20 protein-coding genes and 1 pseudogene are annotated in these 17,769 nt (G+C 64.7%); 10 read left to right on the top strand and 11 right to left on the bottom strand.

Translation table 11 applies throughout. From position 1 onward, the window contains the following. The first annotated feature begins 27 nt into the window (after positions 1-27). Together secD and secF are read left to right on the top strand one after the other, a co-directional pair. Positions 28-1,641 (top strand): protein translocase subunit SecD, encoded by a 1,614-nt coding sequence (gene secD / locus HDC35_RS05685; RefSeq protein ID WP_184644559.1) that lies wholly within the window; start codon positions 28-30, stop codon positions 1,639-1,641. Positions 1,642-1,653: 12 nt separating this feature from the next. Beyond that, entirely contained in the window at positions 1,654-2,634 is a 981-nt protein-coding gene (secF, locus tag HDC35_RS05680) for a protein translocase subunit SecF (protein WP_184644557.1), read from the top strand. A 63-nt stretch (positions 2,635-2,697) separates the two neighbouring features. On the opposite strand, the gene HDC35_RS05675 is transcribed toward secF, so the two are convergent. Both HDC35_RS05675 and HDC35_RS05670 read right to left on the bottom strand, forming a co-directional pair. Further along, positions 2,698-3,873 carry a glycosyltransferase gene (locus tag HDC35_RS05675; protein WP_184644555.1) on the bottom strand — a complete coding sequence of 392 codons (1,176 nt, stop codon included), beginning with the start codon at positions 3,871-3,873 and terminating at the stop codon, positions 2,698-2,700. Then, positions 3,874-4,434 carry a helix-turn-helix domain-containing protein gene (locus HDC35_RS05670; protein ID WP_184644553.1) on the bottom strand — a complete coding sequence of 187 codons (561 nt, stop codon included), beginning with the start codon at positions 4,432-4,434 and terminating at the stop codon, positions 3,874-3,876. An 86-nt stretch (positions 4,435-4,520) separates the two neighbouring features. On the opposite strand from HDC35_RS05670, the gene HDC35_RS05665 reads away from it, so the two are divergent. Beyond that, positions 4,521-5,003 carry a DUF6456 domain-containing protein gene (locus tag HDC35_RS05665; protein ID WP_221438134.1) on the top strand — a complete coding sequence of 161 codons (483 nt, stop codon included), beginning with the start codon at positions 4,521-4,523 and terminating at the stop codon, positions 5,001-5,003. 101 nt (positions 5,004-5,104) lie between these two features. On the opposite strand, the gene HDC35_RS05660 is transcribed toward HDC35_RS05665, so the two are convergent. Continuing rightward, entirely contained in the window at positions 5,105-6,076 is a 972-nt protein-coding gene (locus HDC35_RS05660; protein WP_184644551.1) for a nitronate monooxygenase family protein, read from the bottom strand. 169 nt (positions 6,077-6,245) lie between these two features. On the opposite strand from HDC35_RS05660, the gene HDC35_RS05655 reads away from it, so the two are divergent. Continuing rightward, entirely contained in the window at positions 6,246-6,920 is a 675-nt protein-coding gene (locus HDC35_RS05655; RefSeq protein ID WP_184644549.1) for an AraC family transcriptional regulator, read from the top strand. A gap of 337 nt (positions 6,921-7,257) precedes the next feature. After that, complete coding sequence (locus tag HDC35_RS05650) at positions 7,258-8,034, top strand: CPBP family intramembrane glutamic endopeptidase (RefSeq protein WP_184644547.1); 777 nt, start codon at positions 7,258-7,260, stop codon at positions 8,032-8,034. A gap of 51 nt (positions 8,035-8,085) precedes the next feature. On the opposite strand, the gene HDC35_RS05645 is transcribed toward HDC35_RS05650, so the two are convergent. After that, entirely contained in the window at positions 8,086-8,580 is a 495-nt protein-coding gene (locus HDC35_RS05645; RefSeq protein WP_184644545.1) for a hypothetical protein, read from the bottom strand. Between the two features lie 56 nt (positions 8,581-8,636). Continuing rightward, entirely contained in the window at positions 8,637-9,464 is an 828-nt protein-coding gene (locus HDC35_RS05640) for an alpha/beta fold hydrolase (RefSeq protein WP_184644543.1), read from the bottom strand. A gap of 139 nt (positions 9,465-9,603) precedes the next feature. Between HDC35_RS05640 and HDC35_RS05635 the strand changes: the two genes are divergently transcribed. The 5 genes and pseudogenes from HDC35_RS05635 (at position 9,604) to HDC35_RS05615 (ending at position 14,389) form a co-directional block, all read left to right on the top strand. After that, entirely contained in the window at positions 9,604-10,617 is a 1,014-nt protein-coding gene (locus HDC35_RS05635; protein WP_311770721.1) for a GlxA family transcriptional regulator, read from the top strand. A gap of 89 nt (positions 10,618-10,706) precedes the next feature. Next, positions 10,707-11,066: pseudogene (locus HDC35_RS05630) on the top strand (YciI family protein); the annotation flags it as partial. 129 nt (positions 11,067-11,195) lie between these two features. After that, complete coding sequence (locus tag HDC35_RS05625; RefSeq protein WP_184644539.1) at positions 11,196-12,458, top strand: RNA polymerase sigma factor; 1,263 nt, start codon at positions 11,196-11,198, stop codon at positions 12,456-12,458. Next, a complete protein-coding gene (locus tag HDC35_RS05620; RefSeq protein ID WP_184644537.1) occupies positions 12,455-13,126 on the top strand; it encodes a DUF6445 family protein in 672 nt (223 codons plus the stop codon). The genes HDC35_RS05625 and HDC35_RS05620 overlap by 4 nt, the downstream gene beginning before the upstream one ends. A 201-nt stretch (positions 13,127-13,327) precedes the next feature. Beyond that, on the top strand, positions 13,328-14,389 hold the full coding sequence (locus HDC35_RS05615; RefSeq protein WP_260397603.1) for a choice-of-anchor A family protein: 1,062 nt from the start codon (positions 13,328-13,330) through the stop codon (positions 14,387-14,389). A 21-nt stretch (positions 14,390-14,410) separates the two neighbouring features. On the opposite strand, the gene HDC35_RS05610 is transcribed toward HDC35_RS05615, so the two are convergent. The 6 genes from HDC35_RS05610 to HDC35_RS05585 all read right to left on the bottom strand — a co-directional run bounded on the left by HDC35_RS05610 (position 14,411) and on the right by HDC35_RS05585 (position 17,561). After that, positions 14,411-14,605 (bottom strand): hypothetical protein, encoded by a 195-nt coding sequence (locus HDC35_RS05610; protein ID WP_184644533.1) that lies wholly within the window; start codon positions 14,603-14,605, stop codon positions 14,411-14,413. Between the two features lie 31 nt (positions 14,606-14,636). Continuing rightward, positions 14,637-14,783, bottom strand: coding sequence for a hypothetical protein (locus HDC35_RS05605; RefSeq protein ID WP_184644531.1), 147 nt, complete (start codon positions 14,781-14,783; stop codon positions 14,637-14,639). Between the two features lie 71 nt (positions 14,784-14,854). Next, positions 14,855-15,118 (bottom strand): translation initiation factor IF-1, encoded by a 264-nt coding sequence (infA, locus tag HDC35_RS05600; protein ID WP_184644529.1) that lies wholly within the window; start codon positions 15,116-15,118, stop codon positions 14,855-14,857. Positions 15,119-15,121: 3 nt separating this feature from the next. Continuing rightward, positions 15,122-15,328, bottom strand: a complete 207-nt coding sequence (locus HDC35_RS05595; RefSeq protein ID WP_184644528.1) for a cold-shock protein — start codon at positions 15,326-15,328, stop codon at positions 15,122-15,124. 352 nt (positions 15,329-15,680) lie between these two features. Further along, positions 15,681-16,703 (bottom strand): hypothetical protein, encoded by a 1,023-nt coding sequence (locus HDC35_RS05590; RefSeq protein WP_184644526.1) that lies wholly within the window; start codon positions 16,701-16,703, stop codon positions 15,681-15,683. 69 nt (positions 16,704-16,772) lie between these two features. Beyond that, positions 16,773-17,561: a type I restriction enzyme HsdR N-terminal domain-containing protein gene (locus HDC35_RS05585; RefSeq protein ID WP_184644524.1), complete on the bottom strand. Its 789-nt coding sequence runs from the start codon at positions 17,559-17,561 to the stop codon at positions 16,773-16,775. Positions 17,562-17,769: the final 208 nt, after the last annotated feature.

The following is a 17,769-nucleotide window of genomic DNA, read 5'->3' as shown; positions in this document are numbered from 1 at the left end:
CCCGCTCTTGCAATCGGACTTTAGACCATGCTCGATTTCCCGCGCTGGAAGACCATCGGCATCAGCATCATCCTGCTGCTCGGTATCCTCTTTTCCATTCCCAGCTTCCTTCCCGAAAAGACGCGCGACAGCCTGCCTTCGGTCGCGCAGGCGAAGGTTAACCTGGGTCTCGACCTGGCCGGCGGCAGCCACCTGCTGCTCGAGGCCGACGTCGCCGACCTTCGCAAGACCCAACTGACCAACATGGAAAAGACCGTGCGTACCGCGATGCGCGGCGAGCGCGGGCCCGACGACGACATCGCGATCGGCGAACTGTCGAACGCAGGCGGCAAAATCAGCTTCCTCGTGCGCGATCAGGCGAAGCTCGACGAAGCGCGCGAGCGGCTGTTCAGCGAAACGCAGGGTGCCGGCCTGACCGGCCAGCGCGACTGGAGCATCGACGTCATCGACGTGACCCGGATCGTCATGACGCCGACGAGCGCGGGACAGACGCAGGCCGTGGCGAACGCGATGGATACCGCGCGCGATATCATCGCGAAGCGCGTCGACGACCTCGGCACCCGCGAGCCGACGATCATTCGCGAAGGCACCGATCGTATCGTCGTGCAGGTTCCGGGGCTTCAGGACCCGGCCGCGCTCAAGGAACTGATCGGCAAGACCGCGCGGCTCGAGTTCCGCATGGTCGATACCAACGCCGACCCGAACGAAGCCGCCGCGGGCCGCGTGCCCGTTGGCAGCGAAATCGTCCCTTATGCCGAGGGTGAAGGCAATGGTGCGGCGTTCGAAGTGCTGCGCCGCCAGGTGATGATCAGCGGCGAGCAATTGATCAACGCCCAGCAAAGCTATGACCCGCAGAACAACCAGCCGGTCGTTTCGATCCGCTTCGATTCGGGCGGGTCGAGCACCTTCGCGAAGGTGACGGCGCAGAATGTCGGCAAGCGCTTCGCGATGGTGCTCGACGGCAAGGTGCTGTCGGCGCCGTCGATCAAGGAACCGATCCTGGGCGGCAGCGCGCAGATTTCGGGTAGCTTCAGCGTCGCGAGTGCCAACGCTCTGGCTATCTCGCTCCGTTCGGGCGCACTACCCGTGAAGATGACCGTCGTCGAGGAGCGGACGGTCACCCCCGAACTCGGCGCCGACTCGATCCGCAAGGGCGCGATCGCGGGCATCATCGCGACGGTGTCGGTGCTTGTGCTCATGCTCGTCGTTTACGGGCGGTTCGGGGTCTATGCCTGTGTCGCGCTGGTCTTCAACGTCTTCCTGATCATTGCGATCATGGCGGCATTCAACGCGACGCTGACGCTGCCGGGCATCGCCGGTTTCGTGCTGACGATCGGTGCCGCCGTCGATGCGAACGTGCTGATCAACGAGCGCATACGCGAGGAACTCGCGCGCGGGCGCAAGGTGTTCCAGGCGATCGAACTGGGCTACACCGAAGCGAGCCGCGCAATTTTCGACGCCAACGTCACCAATGTCATCGCGGCGGCGCTGATGTTCTGGTTCGGGTCGGGCCCGATCAAGGGGTTTGCCGTGGTCCTGACCATCGGCATCGTCACCAGCGTTTTCACCGCCGTTACCGTCACGCGCATGTTCGTCGCCCATTGGCTGCGGACCAAGCGCCCGACGACGATCAACATTTAAGGGAGCGGAACGATGCGCTTGCTGAAACTCGTCCCCGACAACACCAACATCGATTTCCTGCGCTGGCGGAAATGGGCTTCGTTCATGAGCTTTTTCCTCGTGGCGATATCGATCGCGCTGGTCGCGACAAAGGGGCTGAACCTTGGCGTCGACTTTGTCGGCGGCCAGTCGGTCCGCGTGGAATTCACCCAGGACATGCCGCCGATCGACGAAATTCGCGAAAAGGTAGGCAAGATCGGCCTTGGCGAGGCGACGATCCAGCAGTTCGGATCGGACAAGGCGATATCGATCCGCACCGCGCTGCCCGAAGGCGACAAGTCCGCCGCCGAACGCGCGGGGCAGCAATTGGTCGCGGGTATCCAGAAGGCCTTTCCGACCGCAAAGACCGGATCGGTCGAGACCGTGTCGGGCAAGGTGTCGGGCGAATTGATCCGGACCGGCGCGATCAGCCTCGGCCTCGCGATCATCGGGATTTCCATCTATATCTGGATCCGCTTCGAATGGCAGTTCGGGGTCGGCGCGCTCGGCCGGCTGTTCCACGAGGTGTCGCTGACCTTCGGCCTGTTTGCGGTGACGCAGATGCAGTTCGACCTGAACAGCGTCGCGGCGCTGCTGACGATCGTCGGCTATTCGCTCAACGACACGATCGTCGTATATGACCGAATACGCGAGAATCTGAAGAAATATCGCAAGATGGACATCGTCCCGCTGCTCAACCTGAGCATCAACGAGACGCTGTCGCGCACCGTGATGACCACGGTGGCGATGGTATTGGCGCTCGGCATGTTGCTGATCTTCGGCCCCGACGTGATCTTCGGTTTCACCGCCGCGATGCTGTTCGGCGTGTTCATCGGCGGCTATTCGTCGGTGCTGATGTCGACGCCCGTGCTCGTATGGTTGAAGGTCGGGCCTGACAGCTTCATTCCGCGCACCACCGCCGGGATGGGCGGCGGCGAGCGCGTCGAGCGCAAGGACGACGGCGCGGTCGTCTGAGGCCATTCAATTTGTGAACGTCGGCGCCGGCCCGCTTTCTAAAGCGGGCCGGCGTTGCCGTATCTAGCGACCGGCGCAGTTGCGCAGATGTGCGGCGAGCTCAAGGCCGTTGCGTTCCCAATCGAAGCGCCCGCCGAGGCTGGCGGCGACCTCGGCCGGCGGCGGAGGCGCGGCAAGGATCGCCTGCACGGCTTTGGCGATGGCTGCCGGCGTGCGATCGACGATGCGGCCGGCGACGGGCGAGGTGACCAGTTCGGCGGCGCCGCCCGCGTTGCTGATGACGATCGGGGTGCCGCACGCCAGCGCCTCGACCCATGCGTTGGCGAGGCCCTCGCTGACCGAGGGCATGACCACGGCATCGGCGGCGCGATAGAGTTGCGGCAGATCGGCATTTGCGACCGGTCCCAGGAAATGAACGCGCTTTTCAACGCCCAGCCTTGCCGTGAGGGCGCGATAGGCGCCCTCGGCTTCGCCGGCGCCGGCGAGCCAATAATGGACGTCTGGCAGTGCCGGTAGCGCTTCGATCACCAACGCCTGCCCCTTGCGCGGGATCAACGCGCCCACGGACAGGATCGCGGCGGCGCCATCCAAGCCGAGTGCCGCGCGCGCGGCCGCGCGGTCACCGGGATAGAAGCGCGCGGTATCGATGCCGGTGTAATGGACGGCTATTTTCGCCGCATCGATACCGATGGCGGCCATGTCGCCGCGCATCGCCGCCGAAACGGCGAGCAGGCCCGCGGCCTTTGCGCCCGCTTCGATCACCTGCGACGACGTTGCCGGATCATGGCCGAAATGGCTGATATCGGCGCCGCGCGCCTTTGCCGAGAAGGGGAGACCGAGCGCATCCGCTACGCGCATCGCGGCAGGACCGTCGGGATAGAAGAATTGCGCATCGACGATGTCGAATTTGCGGCCTTTTACGGCGGCGAGGACGGCGCGCGCAACCTTGGCCGGGTTTGATCGCGCACCGATCCGCGGGATCGGCGCAAAGCGCGGCCGCAGGACCGAGAGCCCATTCCAATCACCGGCTGGCGGCAGCGCGCGCAGCGCGCGATAGCGCTTGTGCAGTGACAGCGGAAAGGGCGGCAGTCCAACGGGGGCAACGACGGTCAACCGGATGCCGGGCTGCGCTGCGAGCGCGCGAAGGCTTTTTTCCACGAACAGGCCGAAGTTCGGCCGCGTGGCGTCGGGAAAGAGCGTTGCGATCGACAGGACGCGCAGAGGGCGTGCGGAGGACATTCAGAGCGTGCGGAGCAGGCGGACGGCGACGGCGGCCCAGGGCGGGTTGTTCACGACCTGCTGGCGCTGGCCGGTGCCGAGCGGGAGCAGGTGCAATTTCTCGCCGTCGACGTTGAGCAGGCGCGCGAAGAAGAAGCGCCCGGCGGGGCGGGGCACGAGCAGGTCGCGGTTGAGCGCTTGTCCCCAGTCGCCCTCGATCCGGCGGCACCAGATTTCATCCCCCGCGCGGTAATCGCCGATCGACGAGGTAACGCGCACAGCGACCATATCCTCACCGGGTCGCGCTGTCAGCGCCTGCTCGGTACGTGTCGGTGCCTGCGCGCCATCGGCGCCGAGCAATGCGGTGATGTTGAGTTGCGTGTCTTGCGGTAGCTGGACGAGTTCGGCGGCTTCGACGCCGAGCGCCTTGGCGATGCGGTTCATCCAGCCGAGCGACAAGGTTCGCGTGCCGGTTTCGAGACGGCCGATCGTCTGCGCAGTGGTTGGCGGATCGCAGCGCTGCCCCACCTCCTCAAGCGTCAGGCCCTTGGCCCGGCGGACGGCACGGATGCTGTTGATCATGGCAGATCCTCAAATAACCAAATCGGTTTCTTCTTTCCTACAAAATAATCCAGGGTCAAGCCCGGTGTGCAGTAAAGGAGATTCGCATGACCGCACGCCGTCTTGAAACCCGCCTCCATCCCGACGACCGGATCGATCCGGGCAAGATGGGGCCGCAGGTGATGCGGCATGTGACGGTCAATGCCGCCGAGAGTCCGATTCTCTGGCTGGCGTCGCGCGGAATGGTCACCCCGGCGCAGCTCGCGGCGGGCGAACGGCTTCGCAGCGATTACGAGCGCGCGGGGTTGGCGGCGCGGGTCACGATGCGCTGGGACGCCACCCCCCCGGGCAAAAGCCGCGGCGGCGCGCGGGCGTCGGACGCATCGCTGGCGCGCATCGATGCACACAGGCGTTTTCACGCCGCGCTCGATGCAGCGGGGCCGGGGCTCGCCGACATTTGCTGGCGGGTGATTTGCGCCGGGGAAGGGATCGGCGGCGCGGAGAAGGGACTTGGTTGGCCTGCGCGGTCGGGAAAACTGGTTCTCGGGCTGGCGCTCGACCGGTTGGCGCGGTTTTACGGGACGGGGTGAGCGGCGCGGATGGCGGGTTTCGACCGATTGCAAACGAGGGGGAGCTGACTGTGACGGCGCTCCACCCCAAAGCGGCAATCGCCGGAAACGGAGTATCCGGCCTAAAGCCGTACCTTTGCCTCCAGCTCGCGGCGTGCGGCCAGATATTGATCCTCAAGCGCCGCGACGAATTCGGCGACCGGGCGGACGGCGGTGACGGGACCGATGCCCTGACCCGAGCCCCATATGTCTTTCCATGCCTTGGCCTTGGTGTTGCCGCCCGAGCCGAAGTTCATCGTCTTCAAATCGCCTTCGGGCAAATTTTCGGGGTCCATGCCCGCCGACACGATCGACTGGCGGAGATAATTGCCGTGGACGCCGGTGAAGAGGTTCGAATAGACGATATCGGCGGCGCGTCCTTCGACGATGCCGTTCTTGTAGCCGTCCTCGGCATTGGCTTCGGACGTTGCGATGAAGGCGCTGCCGATATAGGCGAGATCGGCGCCGCACGCTTGTGCGGCGAGGATCGAGCGGCCATGACCGATCGCGCCCGAAAGCGCGACGGGGCCGTCGAACCATTCGCGGATTTCCTGTACGAGCGCGAAGGGGGACTGACGGCCGGCGTGGCCGCCTGCTCCCGCTGCGACAGGGATCAGGCCATCGGCGCCCTTTTCGACAGCCTTGCGCGCGAAACGGTCGTCGATCACGTCGTGGAGCGTGATGCCGCCCCAGCCATGGACCGCCTGGTTAAGTTCCTCGCGCGCGCCGAGCGACGTGATCGTGATCGGCACCTTCCACTTGGCGCATGTCGCGATATCCTGTTCAAGCCGGTCGTTCGATTTATGGACGATCTGGTTGACCGCATAAGGCGCCGACGGCCGATCGGGATTGTCGCGGTCCCACGCCGCAAGTTCCTCGGTGATCCGGTGCAACCATTCGTCGAGCAGCGACTGCGGGCGCGCATTCAATGCGGGGAAACTGCCGACGATCCCCGCCTTGCACTGGGCGATGACGAGGTCGGGACCCGAGACGATGAAGAGCGGCGACCCAATGACAGGAAGGCGAAGGCGGTCAAATATCGGCGGAAGGGCCATGAATCAGTCTCTCCGATTGCTCTATTCAACTGACCTTAACGTAAACGGAAGGGTGCGCAAGGCTTGTTGCGATGGGCGAAGAGGCGGGTGGCCTGCGGTTGATCGACGGCTGCGACATGTTGGTCCGGAGCGGGTTGCGATCGGTGTTTTCGGCTTGCAGGATGCCGCAATGCATTTGTTCCGGCCCAGCCTGTTGCCCGCCGCGGCCGATATTGCTCGGCATAATCATCGCGAGCCCTATGCGACAATCGTGCTGGCTGGCGCGTATGAGGAGGCAGGCGATGCCGGGCGGATCGCGGCGCGCGAAGGCGATGTACTGCTCCACGGCCCTTTTTCGGCGCACCGCGACCGCATTTCGAGGCAGCGGACCGCCGTGCTCGATCTGCCGCTGCCGTTCGACGGCCGCAGATGGCCAGCGCGGGCGCGGATTGGCGATCCCGATCATATCATCCGGCTTGCCGAACGCGGCGATCCGGTCGAGGCCGTCGCAGCACTGCTGCGCGGGCTCGTGCCGGCGGCGGCGGACGCGGAGGAAGACTTGCCGGATCAATTGTCCGCAGCGCTGCGCGTAACGGCTTCGGCGCGGATCGGCGAATGGGCGGCGGCGCGGGGCCAGTCGCGCGAGCATGTCTCGCGCAGTTTCGAAAAGCTCTATGGCGTGTCGCCCGCCGCCTATCGAGCCGATTGTCAAGCGAAGCGGGCATGGCGGATGATCGTCGGAAGCGACGACGGCCTTGCCGGAATTGCGGTCGAGGCGGGTTATGCCGACCAGGCGCATATGACGCGAGCGGTAACGAGGCTGACCGGGATGTCACCGCGGCGCTGGCGGATAGGGGCGGCGTAGCGGAGGTCGCCTTTGGAGTGGGGAGGCGTCACAGTCAGCCTCCCTCGTCACCCCGGACTTGATCCGGAGTCCATGACTTCGACGCCGCGATGGATCCCGGATCAAGTCCGGGATGACGAAGGGTGGAATATCCTCCCTGTGGGGGAGGGGGACCGCGCCCGCAGGGCGTGGTGGAGGGGCCGCAGCGTCGCGCCATTTGCCCCTCCGTCGGCGCTTCGCGCTGCCACCTCCCCATGGCTGCGCCACAGGGAGGATCTTATGACAACTACCGGTCGAAACCTGCCGTGCATCACATTCGTTCAAGAAGTGCGGGACGCTTCGCGCCTAGACCCGGTCCATGACAAGTCTCTCCCCCGCTTCGCTGCGCCGGCATGTGGCGCTGACCGACTTTCGCTTCCGCCTGTGGCCGATCCTGCTCGCCGCGGTGTTGATGCAGACCATATTGGAACTTGGCCGCGTTGCCGCGCGCGAACTCTATTTTGCCGGGGCGCCGCTTTGGGACGGCTATATTTCCGTGTTCCTGCTGCTCGCGATCGCATTCCAGGCGCTGCTCGGCTTCGTCGGGATCCTTGCTATGCGCCGACTGCTGCCCGCTGCCGACGCGCACCTGCGCTGGCCGCCAGGCGCAAGCTATGTCGGGATCGCCGCGATGATCGGCATCGGAATGGGACTGGTGATGCTCGTGGCAGATTATTGGCCCGAGCTCGCCGCGCAGACGGCGCCGAACATGAGCTATTCGAAGGCGCCCCTCGATTCGGCGGGCTATCTGCTCGGCATGATCACGACCGGGCTGGCGGAGGAAACGATCTTTCGCGGGCTGCTTGTCGGGATGCTCGTCGCGCTGGTGCCGGGGCGGCTGCGGATCGGATCGCTCGACCTGCCGGTCGCGGCTTACCTGGTGGCGCTGCTGTTCGGGCTGGCGCACTGGAAGTCGTTTGCGGTCGACCCCTTTTATCAGGCGATGGCGCAGCAGATTTACGCCTTTGCGTGGGGGCTAGTCTATGTCTGGTTGATGGAGCGGTCGCGGAGCCTGCTAGCGCCGATCGTCGCGCATGGCCTTGGCAATTTCACCGAGGTCGCGATCATCATCGCACTCAACGCGCTTTGGGCCTGACGCGACAAGGGCAGCCCGATGGCCGCCCTTGGATCGTTAGCGTGCGGGTGGTCAGGCGGCGATGGGACGCCGGCTCGCCTTGACCGCGAAATATCCGAAAAGGATCGCGGCGAGAAGGAGTGCGCCTTGCGCCGCGGCGAACGGGGGTTCGGTGCCGTTCGGTGCCAGCGCGTTGAGGGCGGGCACCTTCCGGAAGGACTGAACGACGAGCACGAACATGTTGAGGTAGAGCGCGGCGGTGGCGCTGACCGCATAGACGGTGGCGGCCCGGCCCACGAGCTTGCGGTCGTAATAGGCCGCAAAGGCAAAGACGAGGATGAGCGTCGAGAGGATGCCGGTACCGAGCGCTGGGGTGAGGGCGACGATCGGAAAGAGAAAGCCGGTTAGGCTCGTGAGCAGGGTCGTCCAGAGAAAGATGCCGTTGGTGCGGCGGAGACGGCGTCCGCGCACAAGGGCGGGAAGAGCGATAAGGCCCGCACCGATGCCGACGAGGCTGATCGCGACATGGAGGGCGGCGAACTGCGATATGGTGAGGCCGAGGATCATGGTCTTTACTCCCTGTCCGGAAGGGGCGGCGATCCCGTCGCCGCCCGCCCGTTCGTTCAGCTGTTGATGAAATCGAGGAGGTCGGCGTTGAAGCGATCCTGCTCGGTGACGGTGAGACCGTGGCTGCCGCCCTTGTAGACCTTGAGAACGGCCTGCTTGACGATCTTCACGGTCGAGAGCGCGGCGGCGCCGATCGGCACGATTTGGTCGTCGTCGCCGTGGAGGACGAGCGTGGGCTTGTCGAACTTCGCCAAATCTTCGTTGAAGTCGCTTTCCGAAAAGGCGCGGATGCTGTCGAGCAGGCCCTTGAGCCCGCCGTTCATGCCCTGCCGCACGAATTCGTCGCGCACCGCTTCGGAGACGACCGCGTCGTCGCGGTTGTAGCCGTAGAAGGGCAGCGTCAGATCCTTGAAGAATTGCGCGCGGTTGTCGAAGGTGCCCTTGCGGATGCCGTCGAAAACGTCGAGCGGCAAGCCGTCCGGATTGGCTTCGGTTTTGAGCATCAGCGGGGGCACCGCGCCGATCAGCCCGACCTTGGCGACCCGCGCGGTGCCATGGCGGCCGATATAGCGGGTGACTTCGCCGCCGCCGGTCGAATGACCGACGAGGATGACGTCCTTGAGGTCGAGCTGTTCGATCAGTTCGGCGAGGTCGTCGGCGTACTGGTCCATATTATTATTGTCCCATACCTGATCCGAACGTCCGTGGCTGCGGCGATCGTGGGCGATGGTGCGGAAGCCCTGGTTCGCGAAGAAGACCATCTGCGCGTCCCATGCGTCGGCCGAAAGCGGCCAACCGTGCGAAAAGACGATCGGCTGGCCATCCTTCGGACCCCAGTCCTTGAAGAAGATGTTGGTGCCGTCCTTGGTGGCGATCGTGGTCATGATATGGTTCCTTTCGATTGAGGGGAGCGAGATGTCCGTCCCGGTGAAACAGGAGATAGGCCGGGACGCTCTTGCGCGGGATTGGCGGACACGACATTATGCGGGCCGATTCCGACAAGTGTGCGATGAGGGAGCCGACGTGCCCAAGCTGAAGATGCCCGACGCCGTCGATCCGCCGCTTATCGAGGTCGGGGTGATGACCTATCCCGACTGCCAGATGGGTATGGTGCATGGGATCACCGACCTGTTCGACGTTGCGGGGCGCTTTGCGGTCGAGCATGGACGGCGACCGATCCGCGCGAGCCACTGGCGTTTGCAGGAAGGTGGAGGGTTTCAGCGATCTTACGACAGCCACCCTGGCGAACCGGGGGGCAACTCGCCCGCGGTGCTGATCGCGCCGGGGACCTTGCACAAGCTGCTCGAGCCGGGCGAGGTCGAGCCCTACGCGCGCTGGCTGCTCGACCGCCATGCGCATGGCGCGGTGCTTGCGTCGAATTGCGGCGGCGCCTTTGCGCTCGCCGCGACGGGGCTGCTTGCGGGGCGGCCGGCGACGACCCACTGGTATTTCGCTGAGGAGTTCAAGGCGCGATTTCCGGATGTTCGGCTGGAGGCCGACCGGATGGTTGTCGACGACGGCGACATCGTTACCGCCGGCGGGTTGATGGCATGGACCGACTTGGGGCTGCGCATCGTTGAGCGCCTGCTCGGCCCCACAGTAATGATGGAGACCGCGCGTTTCCTGCTGATCGATCCGTCGGGGCGCGAACAGAAAAATTATGCGAGCTTCGCGCCGAAGCTGACCCATGGCGACGAGGCGATATTGAAGGTGCAGCACTGGTTGCAGGCCCGCGGCGCCGGCCCGGTTCCGGTGGCGGAAATGGCGGGCGAGGCGAGGATGGAAGAGCGGACGTTCCAGCGCCGGTTCAAGGCTGCCACCGGCATGACCCCGGTCGAATATGTCCAGCATCTGCGTGTTGGCACGGCGCGCGAACTGCTGGAATTTACGAAGCGCACGGTCGACCAGATCGCGTGGAGCGTCGGTTATGAGGATGCGGCCGCCTTTCGTAAACTGTTCCACCGCCTGATCGGGGTGTCGCCGCACGAATATCGGCAGCGTTTTTCGACCCCGCAGTCGCTGGCGGAGGTCGCCTGAAATTTTTTTCTTGGCTCGTGTCGATTTGAGGATGGCTCGTTCGTCGTCTGGATACGAGCCGCTGTTGGCCGGACAGAAGGAGACGAAAAATGCGAGTGATGGTATTTGTGAAAGCGACCGACGATAGCGAACAGGGCCTGCCGCCGGCCGACGAAATGACCGAAATGTTCGAGGCGATGGGCAAGTTCAACGAGGAGTTGGTCAATGCCGGCGTGATGGTCGCGGGCGACGGGCTCAAGCCGTCGTCCTTCGGCAAGCGGATCCACTTCGATGGCCCGAATCGCACCGTGATCGACGGCCCTTTCGCCGAAGCGCGTGAATTGGTCGCGGGATACTGGATTTGGGAAGTCAAGGATATGGACGAAGCGGTCGCCTGGGCGAAGCGCTGCCCTAATCCGATGCGCGGGCCGAGCGACCTGGAAATCCGTCCCTTTTACGAAATGGAAGATTTCGGCGAGGCCGCGACGCCCGAAATCGTGGCGCACGAGCAGGCGTTGCGCGATCGGATCGGCGGCGAATAAGCGGTCATGTCCGCCGCCCGCCTTGTCTTGGCATCCGCTTTCGCGGACAAGGCCGGTATGGCGGCGGACCCAACCCACAGGGCAATCGAGGCGGTATTCCGGATCGAGCGCGCGCGCCTGATCGCCACGCTGGCGCGGATGACGCGCGACGTCGACCGGGCCGAGGAGCTTGCGCAGGAGGCACTGCTGAGCGCGCTGACCGAATGGCCGAAGAGCGGCGTCCCCGACCGGCCCGGCGCCTGGCTGACCGCCGCGGCCAAACGTCGATTGATCGACGGCGCGCGGCACCAGTCGATGCTGGAGCGGAAACATGCCGAAATCGCACGCGAACGGGATGCGGAAACCGACATGAGCGCCGAGGCGATCGAGGCGGCGCGCGACGATCCGCTGGGCGACGAACTGCTCGGGCTGATCTTTGCCGCCTGCCATCCCGTAGTGTCACCCGAAGCGCGCGCCGCACTGACGCTGCGGCTGGTCGGCGGATTGACCGTCGAGGAAATTGCGCGGGCTTTCCTGTCGAGCGAGGCCGCGATCGCAGCGCGGATCACCCGCGCCAAGAAGGCGATCGCCAAGGCCGGCGTGGCGTTCGAGGTGCCGCGTGGCGCCGAACTTCGGGCGCGTCTGGGGTCGGTTCTGGAGGTCGTCTATCTGATCTTCAACGAAGGCTATGCCGCGACCGCCGGACCATCGCTCGTACGCCCCCCGCTGTGTGCCGAGGCGCAGCGGCTGGCGCGTATCCTCGCCGGGCTGATGCCCGAGCAACCCGAGGTGGTGGGATTGCTCGCACTGGTCGAAATCCAGGCGTCGCGGCTGGCGGCGCGTGCGGACGTCGACGGGCGTTTCGTTCCGCTGACCGAGCAGAATCGCGCACGCTGGGACCAGCTGTTGATCCGACGCGGGCTGAACGCGCTGGACCGCGCCGAAGCGCTGGGCGGCACGGACGGCGCCTATGTGCTGCAGGCGGCGCTTGCGGCCTGTCATGCCCGGGCGCGTTCGGCCGAATCGACCGATTGGGCGCGAATTTCGGCGCTGTACGACCGGCTTGCCGAGGTCGTGCCGTCGCCCGTGGTCGAGCTGAATCGCGCGGTTGCGCATAGCATGGCCTTCGGTCCGGAAGCGGGACTGCGGCTGGTGGACGATATCGCCAACGCGGCTTTGCTACGAAATTATGCACCGCTTCCGGCGGCGCGCGGCGACTTCCTGTTCCGCGCCGGGCGAACCGGCGAGGCGCGCGCCGAGTTTGAAGCGGCCGCCGCGCTGGCGGCGAACGAGCGCGAGCGCGACTTCCTGCTGGCGCGCGCCGCGGCTTGCGCACCATGACCATGGTCCGCGTCGAACGGATAGGCGCCGAGGCGCAGCCGCTGGCTATTGTCGACGATTTCGTACCCGATCCCGATGCGCTGCGCCGTTACGCGACGGCGGCGGATTTCGTCCCGGCGCTCCACCATTATCCGGGCGTCCGCGCCGCGCTGCCCGCCGATTATCTTGCCCACCAGTTGCCCGTCATCGAGGCGGTCGCGGCCGAAGCCTTTGGCCGCGCTGGTCCCGTCACCATCGTCGACGCCAGCTTTTCGATCGTCTCGACCCCGGCCGGCGCGCTTTCGCTTCCGCAGCGCCTGCCGCATGTCGACGCCTTTGCCGCCGACCGTATCGCACTGGTCCATTATCTTTCGCCCCAAGACGGCGACGGAACCGCCTTCTATCGCCACCGGGCGACGGGGTTCGAGACGGTGGACGAGGCGCGGCGCGACCTGTTCTTTCGCCATCTCGACACCGAAATGCGATATGGCGGCACGCCCCCGCCCGCCTATATGCAGGGCGACACTCCGCTGTTCGAATGCGTCCGCAGCGAACCGGCGCGCTATAATCGCGCATTGTTCTACCGCAGCTGGAACCTCCACAGCGGAGCAATTTCGCCGGACAATCCGCTGTCGGCCGATCCCGGCGCGGGCAGGTTGACGGTGACCGCCTTTCTGTCGGTCGGCTGAGCCGGACCCGCCGCGTTTTTGCCACGGCTGCCCGGTATAAACGCACGATTGTTTCATTACAGGACAACGCTTTGTCGCACTTCGATATATGGTCGTCGGTGGATGCCCTATGGCGCCGCGCCTTGCCCTTCGACTTTGGATACGCCAACCGTGGATTTTTCGACCCGCATCCTCTTTCCCGCCGCGCTTGCCGCGATTGCGATGACCCCGGCGCTCGCGCAGCAGGCGGGCAGTGTCACCGGCATCGACGCGCTGCGTGAATGGAATCTCGTCGTCCTCGGCAATTTGCAATCCTCTTCCGAGGTCGAGGGGCGCACGTTCGTCGGCGGCAATCTGACCGGCAATTCGTCGAATTACGGCATCCGCGCCACTAGCTCGCCCAACGGCCAGCCGGGGCTGACCGTCGTGGGCAACATCACCGGCGGCCACAAGAATCTGAACAACGGATCGGGCGCCGTCGTCGGCGGCAATGTGACAAGCGGCTTCAACCTCAACGGTCCGAACCAGATTGTGAAGGTCGGCGGGACGATCAGCAACACCAACGTCAACCAGAATAAGGTGCTGTCGAACCTCGATCGGAGCGATCCGACGTTCGGGCTGGGGTTGCAGCAGCAGAAGGCCGACCTCAAGAGCAGCATGGGCAGCCTGTCGTTCGAGATGGCGACGCTCGCGGCCAACAGCCCGCTGACAGTGCAGGCGGGCCGCGGCATTTTCAACGCCCAGCCCAATGGCCAGGGGCTGGCGGTGTTCGACATCAGCGCCGCCGACCTCGACCGGATCGGCGAGATCCAGTTCAACCTGAACGGCGCCGACACCGCGATCGTCAATGTCGGCGGGCGGTCGGTGAGGCTCGACGACAATTTCCTTGGCGGCACCAACAACCTCGGCGAACATGTCATCTGGAATTTCCCCGATGCCGAGGAATTGACGCTGAGCACGGCGTGGGGTGGGTCGGTGCTGGCGCCGCTCGCCGATGCCGAGACGCGCAATTATATCCAGGGATCGGCGGTGTTCGGCAATTTGAAGCAGGACGGCGAGATGCATATCGGCACCTTCAAGGGCGGATATGTCACGCCGCCGTCGGGAGGAACCTCGACCGGCGGCGACAGCTCGACCGGGGGCGGCACGTCGAGTGGCGGCGGCGGGACAAGTTCGGGCGGCGCGGTGCCGGTGCCCGAACCGGGCATGTTCGGCCTGTTCGGGCTGGGCGTCGCGGGCCTGATCCTGTGGCGCCGCCGCCGCGCCGAACGCGACGCCCGATAGGGCGGCGCACAGCGCGGCGCGCTAGGCCTTTTCGGCCGCGACCGCCGCGGTCTTTTCGGCGCGGAGCTTTTCGGTGTGGAGCAGCTTGTCGGCCATCGCCTGCCACGCCGCCGCGGCACGCAAATTGCGGTCGCGAACCTGCGTCAGCGCCGACGCCTCGGCCTCGGCCGAACATTTTTCGGCCTGTGCGACATAAAATTCGATCGTGGCCGACATGGCTGCTTCCTTCGATTGGGGGGAGGGTCGATCAATCGACCATTTCGGCGATCAGGCGCTGGAGCTCGCGGCGCGACAGCGTCGGGCGGCGGCGGCGCGGCGGGGTCGCCGTCATCGCCTTGCCGGCCAGCGACAGCGCGGGCAGAGCGGGGAAAATTGCAGTATTGGTATTGAACATAGTCATCATCTTTATCTTTTATGTCAGGTATTTGCTTGTTTGAAGCCGGCGCGGTCCGCCAGCCTTTTCGGTCAGAGCCCGCGCCGTTTGCGCTGGCTCGGTGGGACCGGCCCGCCCCCGCGTTCGCGGTAGACGAGGCGACCCTTGGTCAGGTCGTAGGGCGTCATTTCGACGCGCACGGCGTCGCCGACGACCGACCGGATGCGGAAACGCCGCATCCGGCCAGCCGTATAGACGATCACCCGATGACCATTTTCGAGTATGACGCCGAAGCGTCCGTCGGGCAGGATCTCATCGACCTGCCCCTCGAACGTCATGAGTTCCTCTTTGGCCAATAATCAGGCCGACTGGAGGTTCACGGCCGAAACCTTGCCGTTCTTGCCGGTTTCGAGTTCGTAGGAAACGCGCTGTTCCTTGTCGAGCGTGTCCATGCCCGCGGCCTGGACCGCGGTGATGTGGACGAAGCTGTCGCCCGAGCCGTCTTCATTTTCGATGAAGCCGTAGCCCTTGTCATTGTTGAAGAATTTTACGGTGCCGATGGCCATGGGGTGTTTCCTTTCACGAGAAACGGGAATCCACCGGCAAAAGCACCGGCGGAGCTGGTAGCGTGTGAAGGGAAGAGTCTGCCCCAAGAGGCCGTCAAATTCCGTCGCATGCGACGTTAGCGAGGCCTATATGGGCGATTGTTCCCCAAAAGTCAAGGTGCAGTGCAAATTGCAACGAAATTGCGCGGATCGGCGACAGCGATTTAAAGCGGCGCGACGCACACACAATCTATGCTCCCGGTGCGGTTATATTTTCCCCCGCCACCGCAATATTCGCGATTATTTCGGCGTGCCGCGCGCGATTTCCTTCGCCTTCTGCCAAGGCATCGCGGCATTGCGGTGCAGGAAGCGCTCAACCGCCCGCGCTTTTCCGGGCCGTTCCGCCCGCGGGCGCGGGGTCGTTGGCGGGGGCGGGGAGCGCGAAGAAGGCGCGGCGCGCGACCTCGCCCGCGCGGCGCAGCGGTTCGACCGCCTCGGCATGCGCGGCCTCCCACGCCACTTCCTCGTCGATGTCGAGCGCGCGTTCATAGTCGGCATCGCCGAACCGGCCTTCCTCGGCGCCGGCGAACCCCTCGGGCGGGGGGAAGTTGGTGCGCAATTCTTCATTTGCGTCGTCGTACCAGACGGTCATCGCGGCGGCCGCTTCCTCGGGGGTGGGCCCGTCCTCGTCAGCGCGTTCGGGATCGGCGTTGGAATCGGCGGAAATCTGCGCAACTTCATTCGCGATCGCGGTGCCGCGCCACAGGCTGGCGAGCGGGTTCGCGCGATTGTCGCGGCCGGCGAGCCAGAGCGCGAGCGCGGCGGCGAGGCCGTTTGCGGCGCCGGCGTCCGGTTCGGTTTCGGGTGTCGCGTCGTCGGCGGTGGAGGCGTCGGCGGCGCGCGCGGCCTCGGCCCCGCCGCGTGCGGCTTCGGCCGCGTCGAAGAGCGAGAGGAAGCCCGGCCAGTCGCCGGCGATGATCTGTGCGAGCATCTCTTCGCCCGCCTGCGCCCGCGTTTCGGCCATCTTGTCGAGCCGCGCGAGCATCGCGAGGCCGAGGCGCGATTCGATGCGGCGGCGCTTGTACAGGCTGCGGTCCTCTTCGCGCATGACGGTGGTCATCTCGTCATGCCCCCAGATCGCGCGGTCGAGCAGCTCGTCGGCGAGCCGGGAGCGCGCGATCAGGGTGGCCGCCGCCCAGCCGAGCTTGAACGCCGCGCCCTGCGGCTTGTGCCGAAGGTCGTAAGCGGCGCGCGGCGACATGCCGACCGACGTGCTGGCGATCTTCACCGACCCGGTGGTCGCCAGGCTCTCCAGAAACGCGCGCTGGAGTTTGGGCGTCCAATGATAGCTGCCGGGGGCGGGGATGTCGGCGGGATTGGGGGCGGCGTCGTCCATCGATTCGTCCTTTCGGTTGGGTGAAACCGACAGAATGAACCATATGGGTGAAATGTAGGAAAGGGGGATTTACTTGGTCGAAGCCGTCGATTTGGCAGCTCTGGCAGCTTTCCGTCGCAATGAGCCTTCTGCCTTCTTCATCACGCCTTTTGCTGCCGTGGCACCGTCGCCGTCCAGAGCATCGCGCTTGATGACTTCATTGGCCAGTATGACGCGAAGATCGGCGTCCGTGACTTTGAGGCCATCAAAAAGTCGGCGAAACTCCTTTCTCAGCGCTCCGATGACGCCATCCGACAGCAGAGTTGCTGCAATGACATAACGATTTACGATCTGTGCCTGCCTATGGAATGCGTCCAACGTCTCGCTGTTGATGCTTTCCCGGCACAGCATGAAGAGCTTTGCAATATCATCGGCCGATCTCGTGATCTGCGAGAAATCGAAGCACAGCACCTCTTCCCCCTCGATGGGTTGAGCGAATTTAATCCGATAGATTTTCCAGACGATAGCGTTCGACAGGATGACCCATTCGATGCCCTGATGAGCGCCGTAGTTTACGGCCTGGCGAAGATGGTTGTCGTTGAGCGTGGTGCCGGCCGACTTCACTTCGCACAGATACTGAATTTTACCTTCGACCTTGATTGCAAGATCGCAAAAGGTGCCTCTGATCTGTTGTTCGCTCGTGACTTCTACATATTTGTCATAACCGAAGATGTCGTTCAGCATGTCTTTGATGACGGTAACGGTGTCAGCCTCCGAAATATCGCGAGCGACCATCTTGCGAACGATAGGCTGGTATCTTTTTATTCCGCTGAGAAGGCGATCTTGAACCTTCTTGGGAATTTTTACTGCGACCGACATAGCCCCTCCCAACTTCGACGTGCAGGGTTGGAAGCTAAAACGCGGCATAAATGTAGTCCAGCTAATGTTGAACCGTCGTTGTGGCGTTGCTTTCGCCCCTCCACCACTCGCTGCGCGAGCGGTCCCCCTCCCCATCGCTTCGCGACAGGGAGGATTTGGGGGTTGGTCCGGGGTGGGGTTGGTTGTGCTTTCTGATTTCCTCCCCGTA

The organism is Sphingopyxis sp. JAI128 (assembly GCF_014207235.1).
In the GTDB taxonomy this organism is placed as follows: Bacteria; Pseudomonadota; Alphaproteobacteria; order Sphingomonadales; family Sphingomonadaceae; genus Sphingopyxis.
Note: the sequence above shows the minus strand (reverse complement) of the source record. Positions and strands in the feature narration are given on the sequence as shown.

Excerpts from the sequence above, each read along its gene's own strand:
- HDC35_RS05625 (WP_184644539.1), top strand. The coding sequence starts at position 11,196 with ATGGCGGCGGACCCAACCCACAGGGCAATCGAGGCGGTATTCCGGATC.
- HDC35_RS05590 (WP_184644526.1), bottom strand. The coding sequence starts at position 16,703 with ATGGACGACGCCGCCCCCAATCCCGCCGACATCCCCGCCCCCGGCAGC.
- secF (WP_184644557.1), top strand. The coding sequence starts at position 1,654 with ATGCGCTTGCTGAAACTCGTCCCCGACAACACCAACATCGATTTCCTG.
- HDC35_RS05655 (WP_184644549.1), top strand. The coding sequence starts at position 6,246 with ATGCATTTGTTCCGGCCCAGCCTGTTGCCCGCCGCGGCCGATATTGCT.
- HDC35_RS05610 (WP_184644533.1), bottom strand. The coding sequence starts at position 14,605 with ATGTCGGCCACGATCGAATTTTATGTCGCACAGGCCGAAAAATGTTCG.
- HDC35_RS05645 (WP_184644545.1), bottom strand. The coding sequence starts at position 8,580 with ATGATCCTCGGCCTCACCATATCGCAGTTCGCCGCCCTCCATGTCGCG.
- HDC35_RS05615 (WP_260397603.1), top strand. The coding sequence starts at position 13,328 with ATGACCCCGGCGCTCGCGCAGCAGGCGGGCAGTGTCACCGGCATCGAC.
- HDC35_RS05640 (WP_184644543.1), bottom strand. The coding sequence starts at position 9,464 with ATGACCACGATCGCCACCAAGGACGGCACCAACATCTTCTTCAAGGAC.
- HDC35_RS05670 (WP_184644553.1), bottom strand. The coding sequence starts at position 4,434 with ATGATCAACAGCATCCGTGCCGTCCGCCGGGCCAAGGGCCTGACGCTT.
- HDC35_RS05675 (WP_184644555.1), bottom strand. The coding sequence starts at position 3,873 with ATGTCCTCCGCACGCCCTCTGCGCGTCCTGTCGATCGCAACGCTCTTT.
- HDC35_RS05665 (WP_221438134.1), top strand. The coding sequence starts at position 4,521 with ATGACCGCACGCCGTCTTGAAACCCGCCTCCATCCCGACGACCGGATC.
- HDC35_RS05605 (WP_184644531.1), bottom strand. The coding sequence starts at position 14,783 with ATGTTCAATACCAATACTGCAATTTTCCCCGCTCTGCCCGCGCTGTCG.
- HDC35_RS05620 (WP_184644537.1), top strand. The coding sequence starts at position 12,455 with ATGACCATGGTCCGCGTCGAACGGATAGGCGCCGAGGCGCAGCCGCTG.
- HDC35_RS05595 (WP_184644528.1), bottom strand. The coding sequence starts at position 15,328 with ATGGCCATCGGCACCGTAAAATTCTTCAACAATGACAAGGGCTACGGC.
- secD (WP_184644559.1), top strand. The coding sequence starts at position 28 with ATGCTCGATTTCCCGCGCTGGAAGACCATCGGCATCAGCATCATCCTG.
- HDC35_RS05585 (WP_184644524.1), bottom strand. The coding sequence starts at position 17,561 with ATGTCGGTCGCAGTAAAAATTCCCAAGAAGGTTCAAGATCGCCTTCTC.
- HDC35_RS05650 (WP_184644547.1), top strand. The coding sequence starts at position 7,258 with ATGACAAGTCTCTCCCCCGCTTCGCTGCGCCGGCATGTGGCGCTGACC.
- HDC35_RS05660 (WP_184644551.1), bottom strand. The coding sequence starts at position 6,076 with ATGGCCCTTCCGCCGATATTTGACCGCCTTCGCCTTCCTGTCATTGGG.